The sequence below is a fragment of the Nocardia brasiliensis ATCC 700358 genome (genome assembly GCF_000250675.2).
In the GTDB taxonomy this organism is placed as follows: Bacteria; Actinomycetota; Actinomycetes; order Mycobacteriales; family Mycobacteriaceae; genus Nocardia; species Nocardia brasiliensis_B.
In genome coordinates, this window is sequence record NC_018681.1 from 6,680,732 (window position 1) to 6,695,431 (window position 14,700).

14 protein-coding genes are annotated in these 14,700 nt (G+C 68.9%); 8 read left to right on the top strand and 6 right to left on the bottom strand.

The window, feature by feature from the left end; all coding sequences use genetic code 11:
* Nucleotides 1-173 precede the first annotated feature (173 nt).
* Nucleotides 174-587, bottom strand: a complete 414-nt coding sequence (locus O3I_RS29505) for an SRPBCC family protein (protein WP_014986674.1) — start codon at nucleotides 585-587, stop codon at nucleotides 174-176.
* A 101-nt stretch (nucleotides 588-688) separates the two neighbouring features.
* On the opposite strand from O3I_RS29505, the gene O3I_RS43085 reads away from it, so the two are divergent.
* The 3 genes from O3I_RS43085 to O3I_RS45945 all read left to right on the top strand — a co-directional run bounded on the left by O3I_RS43085 (nucleotide 689) and on the right by O3I_RS45945 (nucleotide 3,118).
* Complete coding sequence (locus O3I_RS43085) at nucleotides 689-1,417, top strand: CGNR zinc finger domain-containing protein (RefSeq protein WP_014986675.1); 729 nt, start codon at nucleotides 689-691, stop codon at nucleotides 1,415-1,417.
* Nucleotides 1,418-1,891: 474 nt separating this feature from the next.
* A complete protein-coding gene (locus O3I_RS45690; RefSeq protein ID WP_167829188.1) occupies nucleotides 1,892-2,038 on the top strand; it encodes a hypothetical protein in 147 nt (48 codons plus the stop codon).
* 3 nt (nucleotides 2,039-2,041) lie between these two features.
* A complete protein-coding gene (locus O3I_RS45945) occupies nucleotides 2,042-3,118 on the top strand; it encodes a hypothetical protein (RefSeq protein ID WP_014986676.1) in 1,077 nt (358 codons plus the stop codon).
* A 118-nt stretch (nucleotides 3,119-3,236) separates the two neighbouring features.
* Here the strand turns inward: O3I_RS45945 and O3I_RS29520 are convergent, their stop codons facing one another.
* Nucleotides 3,237-3,611 carry a DUF5655 domain-containing protein gene (locus O3I_RS29520; RefSeq protein ID WP_014986677.1) on the bottom strand — a complete coding sequence of 125 codons (375 nt, stop codon included), beginning with the start codon at nucleotides 3,609-3,611 and terminating at the stop codon, nucleotides 3,237-3,239.
* 632 nt (nucleotides 3,612-4,243) lie between these two features.
* Nucleotides 4,244-6,169 (bottom strand): 1-deoxy-D-xylulose-5-phosphate synthase, encoded by a 1,926-nt coding sequence (gene dxs, locus O3I_RS29525; protein WP_041562953.1) that lies wholly within the window; start codon nucleotides 6,167-6,169, stop codon nucleotides 4,244-4,246.
* A gap of 167 nt (nucleotides 6,170-6,336) precedes the next feature.
* Between dxs and glsA the strand changes: the two genes are divergently transcribed.
* A complete protein-coding gene (glsA, locus tag O3I_RS29530) occupies nucleotides 6,337-8,202 on the top strand; it encodes a glutaminase A (RefSeq protein WP_014986679.1) in 1,866 nt (621 codons plus the stop codon).
* A gap of 130 nt (nucleotides 8,203-8,332) precedes the next feature.
* Nucleotides 8,333-9,013, top strand: coding sequence for an SIMPL domain-containing protein (locus O3I_RS29535; protein WP_014986680.1), 681 nt, complete (start codon nucleotides 8,333-8,335; stop codon nucleotides 9,011-9,013).
* A 30-nt stretch (nucleotides 9,014-9,043) separates the two neighbouring features.
* Here the strand turns inward: O3I_RS29535 and O3I_RS29540 are convergent, their stop codons facing one another.
* On the bottom strand, nucleotides 9,044-9,346 hold the full coding sequence (locus O3I_RS29540) for a DUF1330 domain-containing protein (RefSeq protein WP_014986681.1): 303 nt from the start codon (nucleotides 9,344-9,346) through the stop codon (nucleotides 9,044-9,046).
* Between the two features lie 150 nt (nucleotides 9,347-9,496).
* Here O3I_RS29540 and O3I_RS29545 point away from each other — a divergent pair, with 150 nt between their 5' ends.
* Nucleotides 9,497-10,375 (top strand): CPBP family intramembrane glutamic endopeptidase, encoded by an 879-nt coding sequence (locus tag O3I_RS29545; protein WP_014986682.1) that lies wholly within the window; start codon nucleotides 9,497-9,499, stop codon nucleotides 10,373-10,375.
* 70 nt (nucleotides 10,376-10,445) lie between these two features.
* On the top strand, nucleotides 10,446-11,249 hold the full coding sequence (locus O3I_RS29550) for an enoyl-CoA hydratase (protein WP_014986683.1): 804 nt from the start codon (nucleotides 10,446-10,448) through the stop codon (nucleotides 11,247-11,249).
* A gap of 330 nt (nucleotides 11,250-11,579) precedes the next feature.
* Here O3I_RS29550 and O3I_RS29555 read toward each other — a convergent pair whose 3' ends face one another.
* Nucleotides 11,580-12,020, bottom strand: a complete 441-nt coding sequence (locus O3I_RS29555) for a MarR family winged helix-turn-helix transcriptional regulator (protein ID WP_014986684.1) — start codon at nucleotides 12,018-12,020, stop codon at nucleotides 11,580-11,582.
* An 87-nt stretch (nucleotides 12,021-12,107) separates the two neighbouring features.
* Between O3I_RS29555 and O3I_RS29560 the strand changes: the two genes are divergently transcribed.
* Nucleotides 12,108-12,518, top strand: a complete 411-nt coding sequence (locus tag O3I_RS29560) for a nuclear transport factor 2 family protein (protein ID WP_014986685.1) — start codon at nucleotides 12,108-12,110, stop codon at nucleotides 12,516-12,518.
* 438 nt (nucleotides 12,519-12,956) lie between these two features.
* Here the strand turns inward: O3I_RS29560 and O3I_RS44180 are convergent, their stop codons facing one another.
* Nucleotides 12,957-14,564 (bottom strand): class I SAM-dependent RNA methyltransferase, encoded by a 1,608-nt coding sequence (locus O3I_RS44180; protein WP_014986686.1) that lies wholly within the window; start codon nucleotides 14,562-14,564, stop codon nucleotides 12,957-12,959.
* Nucleotides 14,565-14,700 lie beyond the last annotated feature (136 nt).

Below are 14,700 nucleotides of genomic sequence, written 5' to 3' on the forward strand. Positions count from 1 at the left end.
GGATGGTGCGCACCGTGCATGTGGTGGAGACCGGGCCGACCCGGCTGCCCCGCATCCGGCGCACTGAGCGCGGTGTCATCCTGCGTCGTCCGCGGAATCGCGAACGCCTCAACGCGAAGGCGTGCGTTTACCCTGCCTCGTCGCCACGAAGTGTTTGCGGTGCAGCGGCGGGATCAGGGTGCGGTTGTGCTTGCTACGGCTCGAGCGAAGACGGCGAGCCCGTTGTCCATTGCGGCGGCGAAGGGTTCGGCCAGGGCGTCCGGCAGGACGTCGTGGGTCCAGACGAAGCGGGTCTGCCCGGCCCCGTGCGGAAAGACCTGCATGCAGGCGTTGTTGTGTTCGGGCGTGACACTGCCGCCCACGATCGAATAGACGAAGCGGCGCTCGTCCTCGTCGATGACGACGAGCCGTTCCCGGAGCACCGAGCCGTCGGCGAAATCGACCACGCGATAGCCCGCCGCGTCGAGCGCGCTGCGCACGGCGAACCCCGGTGCCATGCGCGTCGGCCCGTCGGCGAAGTCTCGGATGATGTCCCAGATCTCCGCCGGGTCCGCGTCCACGACCAGTTCTTTGCGTACCGATGCCATGACCAGATCTCCTTGTTCGACTCAGGACGGCAGGATAACTTGCGTTCGCCGAACGATAGTTAGGTAACCATCTACCGTCAATCGGTAGTTACGATGGTTGGATGCCGAGCCCGGTCCACCCCGCCGACCACGCACCCCCCGCCCTGCACCGCATCGTGGAATTCGTGAACACCCGCCGCGCCGACGGCGACCACCTCACCACCCCCGCCCAGCTACTCACGTGGCTGAACAACCACGACCTCCTCGCGGATCCGACCAACACCTTCGGTGCGCCCGCCACGCTGAACGCAGCCGATGCGGCGTCCGGCTCGGCGGTGCACGAGGAGCCGCGAGCCGACACGATTGCCCGCTCCGGTGCGCGCGGAGTGCCGCAATCCGGCGGGACCGCCGGGTCGAGGGACGGGTTGGTCGATGCGGGCGGACTACAGCGGGCGCTGTATCTGCGCGAGGGGTTGCGAGCGTTGCTGGCCGAGAACAATGCCGCGCCCGTGCAGAGCCCGCGGCCGGACGGTCTCGATCCGCAGGCATTCCAGAAGTGCCGGACGCTCACCGACATGCTGCCGCTCGTGCTCGACATCACCGGACCACAACCGCGTCTGGTGCCGCACACCGACGACCCGGTCGACTTCGCCCTCGCCACCATGCTCGCCGACGTTTTCGCCGCCGTCAGCGCGGGCACCTGGACCCGGATGAAAGCCTGCCGCGAACCGAGCTGCCGCTGGGCCTTCTACGACCACTCGCGCAACCGCGGCCGCACCTGGTGCTCGATGAACGTCTGCGGCAACCGCGTGAAAGTCCGTGCCTCCCACCGCCGCCGAACCACCCCCTGAGCACCGAACATCGAATGACTCGGCGGTCGATGCGTACAGTTGACCGCTCGGTGCGCCAGTGATGTTCCAGAGCAAGAGGATTCGGCTCAGCGAGTGCGGCTGCGCCGAGAGTGCCGGAGGGGTCAGCGGGACCACGGCGTGGCGAGCATGCGACGACCCGGCACTTCGCTATCCACAGGTGGCAACCCGCCGATAGCGGAACCTCGGCTCACCTGCGATCACGCTGGAAATCAGGCTATCGGATGCTCTGCGCGGCAGCCGATCTCGCCGACGGAGCACACGCACAGCCGCATGAGTGCGTTCGGGTGAGCGGGGCGATGAGCTTCGGACCAGGTAGCCGGTCCTGGTGCCTCGACAGGCCCTCCGGCTCAGGCGAGTCGTCCGAGAAGCTTACGCAGGGTGCGGATCTCGTTGGCGCGGAGGTCGGACACACCGGGAGCCGTTCTGTCAGTGGGCTTCTCTACGCTTCCGCCCATGACCCGTTCTCGAACCAGACCGCACCGCGCGGCGAGCCCCTTCGCGCCGGTCGATACTGGACCCCGTGAGATCAACGCCCCTGGGATCTCGCTACCCCTGGCGCTGCCACGCGACGGTGGGCTCACGCCGGTCGGGATGGTGTGAGAAATGTTCCGACTCGATGGCGAAGTGGGTGTCTCCTACAGCCAGATCTACGTCGTGAGTGACCCCTCGGGACTCAGCCCGCGCATGCACGAGGCGTTCGCCGGACAGAACTCGGGACTGTGCGGCGCCGCGGTACCCGGCGCACTGTTCCTCAGGACCGGTTTGCACACCGGCAGCGTCGGCTTCACCGTCGAAGTGCGCGGCCGGGCTCCAGCGCTGGATCCGGCATGGGAAGAGGTCGTGGAGGTCTCCTTCTACCCGCTCTCGGAGCAAAGTTTCCTGATGCAGTGGGCTGGGGAGGACTCCTGGGAACTGGACTTGAAAGAAGGGCTCGACTACCGGGTGCGGTACTGCGCGCACGGCATGGACCCAGCACGAGAGAAGGACGTCAGACTCCACGACGAGCCACTACTGGACCGCTACCTCCTGCAGTTCTGGCCCGCCCCGCCCGAACCGGACCGCATAGTGCGCCAGAGCTCGCAGAGCGCGGCCTACGCCCACGACTGGGCCCGCCGGCAACCCGATGCCGAGTTCCGCGTGCGGGCCATCATGGCCCAACGACGGGCATACCTCGCCCCTGATGCCGCCGAACCGATGCGCGAAATCGCATCTCCGGATCCGAGCGCGGACCTGGCGACTATCTCCCGCGACGCCGATCCCCGGTTCGTCCGCGAGCAGTTGACCTCGCTGAGCTCCTGTCCCGCGGCCCTGCCCTGGGATCGGGTCGCCGCCTTCGACGCCGATCATGCCCAGGACGATCCCGTCGGTTACCTCGAAGCGTTCCTCGAAGAGATCGGTGAGCACGCCTTCGCTCTCGGTACCGTCCTGGCGTCGCTGGATTCCGGGCCGGACTACTACCTGGCCTTCTTGACACCGACCGAGTTCGAACAGCTCTCGCAGCTTCTCACCGCACACCGGATGAGCGCCGAAAGCGTGCGGTACGGCCGCTGGACGCCGCGCGCGAGCCCGGAAGACCTCGCCATCAGAGCCTGGGCCAGAGCAAACGCCCACCAGCTCAGGGCCGGTCCGGGGACGGCGGCGCCGATCGCGCGCCTCGAGGAGCCGGAGCGGCGCGCCTGACTCGTTCGACACCCGGACATCCGCACCCTTTCCGGGGCGAACCACGGCGTGTCCCACGGCAAGTCGGGGTGCGGATCCGCAGAAAGGGTGCGGGTTCCACGTGCTACGGCGCGCGGGGTCAGGACCCGAGGCCGAAGTCGTAGGCGGCGTCGAGCCAGCCGGCGTCGAGCACGTGCTCGATCACCGACTCGTCGGTGATGCGGACTTGGAGAGTCCAGGTGCCGGGGCGGTTCTGCTCCGCGCTGCGGATCAGTGGGTCGGTGAACCGGGAACGGGTGACCAGGGTGAGCATGAGGACGTCCGGTGGTGTCCCCCGGCTGACCGGCAGCGGCCACAGCCAGGCGAACTTGCGGTCCGCGCCGAAGGAGACCTGCGTCTTCATCACCTCGGCGCCGATCCCACCCAACTCCACGATCCGCGGCACGAAAGCACGGAACAGGCGCAAGGCATCGGGCCGATCCGCGAACAACCGCTCGACGGCACGTTCGTCCACCCCAGCATTATCCCCGTTCCCGCCCACTGCCGCCCACGCGCTCCCGATGTCCCGGTTATCGATCCGCCAGCCACCCACCGACCCGCCGGCGCCACCGAGCCGAATCCGACGTAAACCTCACAGCCGAACCGCCAGCCACCCACCAGCACTGCCAAATCGAGTCCGGCGTAAACCTCACAGCCGATCCGCCGGCCACCCCCCGATCTGCCAGCGACATCCGACGCCGCCGAACCGATTCGTGACGCACCATTGCTGAAAGCGCGCGATACGGCCGCTGGACACCCCGCGCGCGAGCCCGCAAGACCTCGCCATCAGAGCCTGGCCAGAGCAAACGCCCACAAACTCAGTTCAGGGGTGGCGCCGACGGCGATCGCCCACCTCGAAGAGCCCGACCCCGACCCTGCGCGCCTGACTCGTTCGGCACCCGGACAACCCGCACCCTTTCTAGGGCGAACCACGGCGTGTCCCACGGCAAGTCGGGGTGCGGCTCCACAAAAAGGGTGCGGGATCCACGCGTCCGCCCGCGCGCACGCTCCCGGACGCCAGCGACATCCGACGCCGCCGAGCAGAGTCCGGCGTACACCGCACAGCCGGACCCGCGATCCAGGCACTGCTTCAGGTCGCGAGCACACTCACCGAGCCGCGAGCCACCCGCCGATCCGCCGGGCGATATCCGGTGCCGTCAAACCGAGTTCGGCGTGTACCTCGCCGCGGGAGGCGTGGTCGAGGAACTGCTGGGGGACGCCGAGGTCGCGGGTGGGGATGTCGAGGCCGGAGTTGCGCAGGCGGGCCGAGACGGTGGAGCCGATGCCGCCGTGCAGCCCGCCGTCCTCCAAGGTCACGACCAGCCGGTAGTTTTCGGCGAGTTTGACCAGGGTGTCGGAGATGGGCAGGACCCAGCGCGGGTCGATGACGGTGACCGAAACCCCTTCGTTCTCCAGCAGATCCGCCGCCTGCAGGGCGAGCTCGGCGAACGAGCCGACCGCGACGAGCAGCACGTCGCCGCGCACCGCCTGCACCGAACCACCGCCGTCGAGCGCGGTGTCGTCGCCGCGGTCGACCGAGGCCAGCCGCAGCACGTCGACGCCGTCGAGCCGTTCGACCGCCGAGATATCGTCGGCGACACTGCCTTTGGGGAACCGGATCGCGGTGGGCCCGTCGTTGACGGCGAGCGCCTCGGCGAGTTCTTCGCGCAGGGTGGCGGCATCGCGCGGCGCGGCCACGCGGATGCCGGGGACGATGCCGAGCACCGAGAGGTCCCACATGCCGTTGTGGCTGGCGCCGTCGGGTCCGGTGATACCGGAACGGTCCAGCACGATGGTCACCGGCTGCTGCAGCAGCGCGACGTCCATCAGCAACTGGTCGAAGGCGCGGTTGAGGAAGGTCGAGTAGATCGCGACGACCGGGTGCATGCCGCCGAGCGCAAGCCCGGCCGCGGAGGCCATGGCGTGCTGTTCGGCGATGCCGACGTCGAACATCCGCTCCGGGAAGCGCTCACCGAACGCCGCGAGCCCGGTGGGGCCCGGCATGGCGGCGGTGATGGCGACGATGTCGTCGCGCTTCTCGGCGTGTGCGATGAGCTCCTGCGAGAACACCGCGGTCCAGCCCAGCGCCTTCGGCCCGCCGACGGGCCTGCCGGTGAGCGGATCGATCGGATCGCAGGCGTGCATCTGATCGGCGATGTGGTTCTCGGCGGGCGCGTAACCGCGGCCCTTCTGCGTCACCGCGTGCACCACGACGGGGCCACCGAAGTCCTTGGCGCGGCGCAGCGCGGCTTCCATCGCGACGATGTCGTGTCCGTCGACGGGGCCGACGTATTTCATGCCGAGGTCGCTGAACAGCTCCTGCGGGCTCACCGCGTCTTTTATCCCGGCTTTCACCGCGTGCATCATCGAGTACGCGGACTCCCCGACCCGCGGGATGCTCTTGATGATCCGCTTCCCGGCGTCGAGCGCGTGCTCGTAGGCGGGTTGGGTGCGCAGGGCAGTCAACCGGTCGGCGAGTCCGCCGATGGTGGGCGCGTAGGAGCGGCCGTTGTCGTTGACCACGATGACGACGGGACGGTCCGGCGCGCCCGCGATGTTGTTGAGCGCCTCCCAGCACATGCCGCCGGTGAGCGCGCCGTCGCCGACGACCGCGACCACGTGCCGGTTCTGCCCGCTCAGCTGGAACGCCTTCGCCAGCCCGTCCGCGTAGGACAGCGACGCGGATGCGTGCGAGGACTCGACCCAGTCGTGCGCGCTCTCGGACCGGCTCGGGTAGCCGGACAGGCCGCCCTTCTTGCGCAGATCGTCGAACTGGTCCTTGCGGCCGGTCAGGATCTTGTGCACGTAGGCCTGGTGGCCGGTGTCGAAGATCAGCGGGTCGGCAGGCGAGTCGAAGATCCGGTGCAGGGCGATGGTCAACTCGACCACGCCGAGGTTCGGGCCGAGGTGCCCACCGGTCGCGGCGACCTTCTGCACCAGGAACTCGCGGATTTCGTCCGCCAGCTCACGCAACTGCGGCGCGGTCAGCGGACGCAGATCTTCGGGCGTGTCGACCCGGGAAAGCACTCCCACCTGAACTCGCTCCCTCCGGATAGCGCTTCTGATCCGATCAGTCTACGGAGCGGTGGGCAGTGCCCTCGTACGAGAACCCAACTGTCCCACCCTGCCACGACGATCACCAGCCGACATCGAACCGAAATGTGAGCCTCGGCATACGGTACTCGGCCTAGAGTGATCGTGTGGCCCAGGTCGAAGAGGCGATCGACAGGACAATCGAACCGGGCGTCGTGTCCAGGATCGTCAGCGACGTCTTCCAGCTGTGCCGCTCCGACGAATCCGGCGCGCTGGCCGACTACATTCCCGAACTGGCTGCGGTGCAGCCGGATTCATTCGCGCTGTGCCTGGCCACCGCGGACGGGCGGATATACGGCACCGGAGAGATGGAGACTTCGTTCACCATCCAGTCGATCTCCAAACCGTTCACCTACGCACTCGCGCTGGCCGATCGCGGCACCGGCGCGGTGGACGAGCGCATCGACGTGGAGCCCTCCGGCGAGGCGTTCAACGAGATCAGTCTGGATCCGGTGACCGAGCGGCCGCGCAATCCGATGATCAACGCGGGCGCCATCACCGCCGCGTCACTGATCACCGGTCACGACGCCGCTGAGCGTTTCGAGCGCATCCGCGCCTGCTATTCGCGTTTCGCGGGCCGTGAACTGCGCATGAACGAGGCGGTGTACGCGTCCGAGGCGCGCACCGGATTCCGCAATCGCGCGATCGGCTACATGCTGCGCTCGTTCGGCATCATCGATTCCGACCCGGACGAGGCGGTAGACCGCTACTTCCGGCAGTGCTCGATCGACGTGACCTGCCGCGATCTCGCGCTGATGGCGGCGACGCTGGCGAACAACGGGCGCAATCCCGTGACCGGGGAGCGAGCACTGACCACGGCGTTGACCGAGCGGGTGCTCAGCGTGATGACCACGTGCGGCATGTACAACGCGGCAGGCGACTGGGTGAGCACCGTCGGACTGCCCGCGAAGAGCGGGGTCGGCGGCGGCATCGTCGCGGTGCTGCCCGGTCAGATCGGCATCGCGGTGTACTCGCCGCGCCTGGACCCGCACGGCAACAGTGTGCGCGGCGTCGCGGCGTGTCGTGAGCTGTCGCAGCGGTTGGAACTGCACTTCCTGCACGTCACGCGGGCGGCGCGGACCGCGATCCGGGCCGGCTACTCGGTCGCCGAAGTGCCGTCGCGCCTGCGCCGGACCACCGAGGAGATCGCGGTGCTCGCCGAGCACGGGCATCGCGCCCGCGTCTACGAATTGCACGGCGACCTGCTGTTCGCGGGCGCGGAGAGTGCGGTGCGCAGCATCGAGGAGCAGGCCGGCGACCTCGAGGCGCTCGTAGTCGACCTGCGCCGGGTCGGTGAGGTGAGCACGATCGCGGTGCGGATGCTCGACGATCTGCAGACCGAACTGGCCGCCGTCGGCGTGCGCGTCGCGCTGGTGGATCCCGACGCCAAACTCGGGCACATGGTGTCGAGCCTGGACCCGGACGACCCGCGCGGCCGGGTGTTCATCGACCGGGACACGGCCACCGAATGGTGCGAGGACATCGTGCTCGAGCGACATCGGCCCGCCGACGAACCGGTGTGCACATCGATCGCGATCGAGGAGCATCCGGCGCTCATGTCGCTCGAGCAGGATGATCGGACGCGCCTGGCCAAAGAGTTCGAAGTGCGCACGTTCGCGCGTGGCGAGGTGATCGCCGCCCGCGGGAGCGCCCGCTCCGGCCTGTATCTGATCCTGGAGGGCCGGGTCCGGATCACGTTCCTGGGCAGCGACTCCCGCACCCATCGGCTCGTCAGCCTGTCCGCGGGCATGTCCTTCGGCGAGATTCCGATGCTGGTCGGCGCGGCGTTCGCGAACGAGGCCAGGGCCGAGGCGGGCGTGCGGGTGGCGGTGCTCAGTCCTGCGCGCTTCGATCAGCTCACCTCGCAGGCGCCGCAATTGAAGCTCGCGCTGCTCGAGCGACTCGCCGCGGGCGCGTACGCGCAGATGGACGCGGCGGTGCGGGCGATCGCGGTGCGCGGCGGCGACTATTGAGTGGTGCCCGTCGCGGGTGGTGACATCCTGCGACGAGGAGACAAACAGTTTCGCGCGGCGGGGACGAATACGCGCCGCCGACCGTTGAGCAGACCGGGGCCCGAACCATCGACCGACCGAGGAGCGTGCAGTGAGCAAGAAGTCCGATTCCCGCAAGGCGGGCACCGTCACCCTGTTCGGTCAGGGCACCGCCCGCGCGACGCCCGACCTGATGCGCGTCACGATCTCCATCGAATGCCGGGCGAACAAGGTCGCGCTGGCCTACAGCCGGGCCGGTGAACGGATCGCCGCGGTCAGCGCCTCGCTGCGCTCCGACGGGGTCGCCGGCACCGATATCGCGACCAGCGGCCTGTCGGTCCACACCGAGACGGTGTGGACCGAGGGCGAGGGCAACCGGATCACCGGTTACCTCGCCAGCACGTCGCTGACCGTGGCGCTGCGCGAGATCGGGGACGACGCCGATCCCGGCCCGGCGGTGATCATCGCCAACGCCGTCGACGCCGGCGGTGACGACGTTCGCCTCGGCGGGCTCAACCTCACCTTCGCCGACCAGGAGTCGCTGCTCGTGCAGGCGCGCGACGCCGCGTGGGAGAACGCGGTGGCCAAGGCGCAGCAGTATGCCGAACGGGCCGGACGGGCACTCGGCGCGGTCCTCGAGATCACCGAGAACACCTCTGCCGCACCGCCTTCGGCCCCCCGCCTGAAAGCGATGTCGGTGGCGATGGACGCCTACGGCGCGGCACCGGTGCCGGTGGAACTCGGGGAGAGCGAGATCTCCGCGGGAATCCGCGTCACCTGGCAGCTGGACTAGCTCGTCGCTTACCGATTGTGGCGCAATGACTTACCCGGCCGGCCGGCCGAAACCTTGAACCAGGAAGATCACCGAATCGGTACCCGCCCGCCGATCCTCGGCGATCTCCAGGTACTCCGGTGATTCCGACCAGGCGCGGAAGGCCGGCTCGTCCGGGAACGACAACAGCACCACTTTCTCCCGGTCCGACGTGCCTTCGACCACCTGCGGCGCCTCATCGGCCGCGAGCAACGTGCCGGAATGGCGGGCGAAGACCTCGAGGAAGCGCGCCTGGTAGCGGTCGTAGGCGGCGCGGTCGGTGAATTTCATCTGTGCGATCACATAAACGGTCATGTCCGCGACTCTAGGGCCCGCGCACCGAGGTGGGTATCGACTCGATCTTGCGACGCCCTGCGCCCGAGGGGATTTCAACCGCGGTGGAACCGAGCCGATGGACCGTGCGTCGAAGTAGGTAAGACAGCACGACTCTGGCGAGGATGTCGGATGATCGCTCGGCGCAATGATTTCGTTCTGTTCCTCACGGTGGCCTACGGAGCCGCATGGTTGGTTGCCGCCGGTCCATGGATCGACGGTGCGGGTTTGCGGTCCGGACTGTGGTTGCACACCGGTGCCGCAGTGATGATGCTGACCCCTGCGCTCGGCGTGCTCGCGGTGTGGCGGTACCGGCGACTCGGCTGGCCGGAGTTGATGACCCAGAACGGGTTACGGCTCGGCAAACGGCCGCGGCATACGGTGCGGGTCACGGTGCTCGCCTGGTTCGCGGCACCGCTGTTCTTGTGGGTGGCGTTCGGGTTGAGTGCGCTGTCCGGGCTGTACGTGTTCGAATTCGGTTCGGCGCCCACCGTCGTCGCGGTACTCGCCGAAACCCTCACCGTAACCACGCTCAGCACACTGCCTTTCGCGCTCGGCGAGGAAATCGGCTGGCGCGGCTGGCTGCTACCGCAACTCACGCGGCGGCTCGGTATCGCCGCCGGCCTCGTCGCCACCGGCGTCATCTGGGCGCTCTGGCACGCGCCGTTGACCCTGCTCGGCTACAACTATCCGAACCTCGGCGCGTGGGCGGCCCTCGCCTTCATCGGCTTCTGCGTACCGTTCGGCGCGATCCTGGGCTGGCTACGGCTACACACCGGCAGCATCTGGCCCTGCGCCGTCGCACACGCCGCACTCAACGCAGGCGCAGTCCTGTTCAGCCTGGTCAGTTCCCCTGAGCACGAACCGAACCCGCTACTGGCCGGATACGGCTTCGTCGGCTGGGGCGTCCTCACCGTCACCGCCCTCACCCTCTTCGCCTGGTTCCCGATCCGACCGCGAGCGCCGCGCCCGCACCCTCTCCCACCCCACCCCCAACCCGCTCTCGGCTGATCGGAGGGCGCGGGGAGCGGCCGCTACAGTAGAACCTGTTTCAGTTTGCCGCCGGGGTCAAGGAGACCGTATGTCGTTCGTGCTCATCGATACGCCGCGGCCGCAGGTCGCCGTCGTCACGCTCAACCGGCCGGATCGGATGAACGCGATGGCGTTCGATGTGATGATTCCGTTGCGCGAGGCGCTGGAAAAGGTCAGCGCCGACAACGACATTCGGGTCGTGGTGCTGACCGGTGCGGGGCAAGGGTTTTGCTCCGGTGCCGACCTGCAGAGCGCGGGCACAGTGCCGAATGTGGCGGGGCTCACCGTCACCAGCGTCGCCCGCCGTTCGATGGATCTGCTCAACGATGTGATGATCACCCTGCGCCGTATGCACCAGCCGGTGATCGGCGCGATCAACGGTGCCGCGATCGGCGGCGGATTCTGCCTCAGCGTCGCCACCGACATCCGAATCGCCGCGCCGGAAGCCTACTTTCGCGCGGCGGGCATCAACAACGGCCTGACCTCGACCGAACTCGGCATCAGTTACCTGCTGCCGCGCGCCATCGGCGCCTCCCGCGCCTTCGAGATCATGCTGTCCGGCCGCGACGTCGACGCCGCCGAAGCCGAACGCATCGGCCTCGTCTCCCGCACCGTCCCGGCCGCCGAATTGCTCGACACCTGCTACGACCTCGCCGAGCGCATCATCGGTTTCAGCCGCGTCGGCACCGAACTCACCAAACGCATGCTGTGGAGCGGCATGGAAGCGGGCAGTTTCGAATCCCATATGCAACACGAAGGTTTGGCCCAGCTTTACGTCCGCCTGACCACCGGCAACTTCGACGAAGCGATCCGCGCCCGCCGCGACCGCCGCCCACCCACCTACACCGACTGAATCGGCCGGGCGCCTGCCGAACCCACAGGAGCTCGGCGCTGCGTCGGGCGGCACCGCCTCCCGCCGCAGCGACCGACACTCGGCCCACACTCTCCCCAGCCGACGCACCCGTCCGCAGCGACGCGACCCACTCTGCGTGCGAAAGCCCGCGCAGGAGCACAGGACCCGGCGACCTCGCCATCGGACGCGCAGCGTACTCACGGTGTCGACCACCTGATCACCAGATGAAGGTGGCGGGCCCTCGGCCGCTGCCGCCTGCGCACGAATCCCCCGACAGCACATACTCACTGAGCGTCGGCGCGCCGACGGAGCCGGCGCACCACCGGCGTTTCAGCCGCCCTGATGATGCGCAAGCAGGGTGGCGAGCAGGCGGGTCAGGTCTTGGCGGTCGGCGGCGGACAGCGGCGCGAGCAAATCGTCCTGCACCTCGGCCAATGCTCGATCGAGGCGGCGTAGTTGCCGGTCGCCCGCTTCGGTGAGCGTCACGATGTTGCGGCGGCGGTCGTCGGGGTCGGGGGTGCGCTCGACGAAATCCTGTGCCGACAGCTCGTTGATCGCCGCGACCACATCGGAACGGTCCATGTGGCAGCGGCGGCCGAGGTCAGCCTGACTGGCCGCACCGAACTCGTTGAGCGCGGCCAGGATTCGGTAGTGGTACCCGCGCGCCCCCACGGTTTCGAAACCCTGGGACGCCAGTCGGTGCGCGTGCACGGCCAGCTGGGTCAGTAGCCAGCTCGGTTTCACGGCCAGGCGGGCGGGCGTGTCCTCCACATGGGCAACTCTACATCGTTGGCTCATCCAACCAATTCGTGTACCGTTGGACTCGCCAACATTGGCGTCGCCAACGAAAGAGATACCATGTCCACGAACACCCTGCTCGCCGACCGCGTCGAGATCGCCGACCTGTTCGCCCGCTGGTCCCGGTTGCTCGACGAGCATCGCTGGGCCGATGCCGGCACCGTCTTCACCGACGACGTAGAGGTCCACTCGCCGCGGATCCAGGTGCGCGGCATCGGCAAGGTCGCCCACTTCCTCCGCGAGTCCGAGGTCGACGGCGAACACACCCAGCACATCACTACCGATCTTCTGGTGGACCTCGACGGAGACGAGGCCACAGCCTCGGCGAACTCCCTAGTGCACTTCTATCGCGACGACACACCACCCCACCAGACCAGCGGCCTGCACCTGAACTGCATCCTCACCCGCACCCCCGCAGGCTGGCGCCTCCGACGCACCCAGATCACCCTCGCCTGGATCCGTGAAGGCTGACCACACCCCCCATCCCACCTCCCGCCGAAGCGACCATTCCCCGGCCTACGCTCCTCCGCGTCGACGCAACCCGCTCTAGCGGACCAACAGCACGGACCCCTGCGGAAAGGTCAGAATCGTGGATGCCGTTCCATCCCGATCAGCTCGGCGGCGATCTCGACCACGGGCTCCACCAGGACGCTACCGAGCCCCTTGCCGGAGAACGCACCGTCGATCACGGTGTGGGTGAATCCATCTCGTCGCCGCGCTCCTCGCACAAGACGAACCCGGCGACCGCGCCGCTAGGCGCACAGTGCGCTGGTGGCGTTGGTCGACTGATCACCAGGTAATGGTGGCGGCGGACTCGGCCGTTGCCGCCACCATTACCTGGTGATCACCTGTCCAGGATCCTGGCGCCCACGATTCACTCGACGCCACCGTTGACACGGTCGTCCGGCATCAGGGGCGGTCGAGCAGGGCGACGCATTCGACGTGATGGGTGCCGGGGAAGGCGTCGAAGGCGCGGAGGTCGGCGAGGCGATAGCCGGCGGCTTGGTAGAGGCCGAGGTCGCGCGCGAAAGAGGCAGGGTCGCACCCGATGTGGACGATGCGGGTGGGACCGGTGGTGGTCAAGGCACGGATGACCTCCTTGCCCGCGCCCGCGCGCGGCGGGTCCAGGACAACGACGTCGGGGGCTGCGGCGTCGATGCGGTCGGCGACCCAGCGTTCCACCCGCTGGGCATGCTGCTCCAGCCAGGTCAGGTCGCGGAGCGCGGCTTTACCGGCGGCGACGGCCGGTCGCGCCGATTCGACGGCGAACACCGCGCCGGTCAAACCGGTCTGGTCGGCCAGCCGGGCCGCGAAAACGCCTGCGCCGCTGTACAAGTCCCAGGCCAGACCGCCCGGCAGCAGTCCGGACCACTCCCCCACCAGATCCGAATAGCATTGCGCCGCACCGTGGTGCGCCTGCCAGAAGCCGGTCGCGGCGACCTCCCAGCGACGCCCGGCCACGTATTCGACCGCCCGCCCACTTCCGGCGACCACCCATTCGTCCCGCGCCGCGTGCGTGGCCGCGCGCCGCGCCGACGCGCTGCGCCGCTCCCGCGCCTGCGGACCCTCCAACCGCCCGTCGGCCGCATGCCGCACCTCGTCGCGAAAATCCCCCGCATCCGCCCGCAACGACTCCGGACGCCGACTCCCGCCCGCATCGCCCCCATGCCGCACCCCGCCGATCGCCCCGGGCCGCCGCCGCGCGCCACCCGGACCGGCCCCTGCCCCACCCGCACCGGATCGCCTGTGGCCGGCCACATTTCGACCATCGGACGCGTCAGTACCGCGGCGACCGTCGGCGTCGTCCCGTTCGGCGCTCGTCTCGCGGGCGTCGGGGGCGGTGGAGCGGCGGCCGCGACGGTCACGCCCGCGGCGGTCGGCAGGTTCGGTTCGGCGGCGATCGGAGACCTCGGACGGAGCCAGTTCGACGATGTGGCGCACGCCGTCGCCGTCGACGGCGATCACCAGGTCGGCGCCGGGGGTCCACAGTCGGTCGGCGACACCGTCGAGGGCGCCGGGAACCGGTTGCGGGCAGCGGAGATCGGGGATGACCTCGGTGCTGCGGTAGCGGTGCACGCCGGCGCGGCCGGACGCGTCGACCGCGAGGCGGATGCGGGTGCGCCAGCCGCTGGTGACCTCGCCCGCACCGGTGATCGGTTCGACGACGACGTCCCGTTCGATCCCCGCGAGCCTGCGCAGCTGTTCGGCGACCACCGAAGCTTTCAGCGCGCGTTGCGCTTTCGGTGTCGCAAACGAGAAATCGCAGCAACCTGCGCCACCGGGTCCGGATACCGGGCAGGTGGCGGGCACGCGATCCGGTGACGGCTCCAGGATCTCGATCGCGTCGGCGCGGCAGAACGATCCGCCGCGGTCCTCGGTGACGCGCACCCGCACCAGTTCCCCGGGCAGCCCGTGCCGGACGAACACCACCCGCCCCTCGTGCCGCGCCACACAGAATCCACCGTGCCCGGGCGGCCCGAGCCGCACCTCGAATGTGCTGCCCTGCCAATCACTCATCCCGGCATCCCCTCCGCGCGACCGCATCGCCTGTGTCTCCTGCCGCTGTGTGCCGTCGGACCCGCGCGCATTCGGCAGCCGCGTTGCACGCACCCGAGTCTCCGATCGCTACCTTCCGGTGCCGCTTCGCCCCGAT

What these genes read in the sequence shown, in the direction of transcription:
- O3I_RS29505 (WP_014986674.1), bottom strand. Translation starts at nt 587, where the DNA reads ATGGCATCGGTACGCAAAGAACTGGTCGTGGACGCGGACCCGGCGGAG.
- O3I_RS43085 (WP_014986675.1), top strand. Translation starts at nt 689, where the DNA reads ATGCCGAGCCCGGTCCACCCCGCCGACCACGCACCCCCCGCCCTGCAC.
- O3I_RS45690 (WP_167829188.1), top strand. Translation starts at nt 1,892, where the DNA reads ATGACCCGTTCTCGAACCAGACCGCACCGCGCGGCGAGCCCCTTCGCG.
- O3I_RS45945 (WP_014986676.1), top strand. Translation starts at nt 2,042, where the DNA reads ATGTTCCGACTCGATGGCGAAGTGGGTGTCTCCTACAGCCAGATCTAC.
- O3I_RS29540 (WP_014986681.1), bottom strand. Translation starts at nt 9,346, where the DNA reads ATGACCGTTTATGTGATCGCACAGATGAAATTCACCGACCGCGCCGCC.
- O3I_RS29545 (WP_014986682.1), top strand. Translation starts at nt 9,497, where the DNA reads ATGATCGCTCGGCGCAATGATTTCGTTCTGTTCCTCACGGTGGCCTAC.
- O3I_RS29550 (WP_014986683.1), top strand. Translation starts at nt 10,446, where the DNA reads ATGTCGTTCGTGCTCATCGATACGCCGCGGCCGCAGGTCGCCGTCGTC.
- O3I_RS29560 (WP_014986685.1), top strand. Translation starts at nt 12,108, where the DNA reads ATGTCCACGAACACCCTGCTCGCCGACCGCGTCGAGATCGCCGACCTG.
- O3I_RS44180 (WP_014986686.1), bottom strand. Translation starts at nt 14,564, where the DNA reads ATGAGTGATTGGCAGGGCAGCACATTCGAGGTGCGGCTCGGGCCGCCC.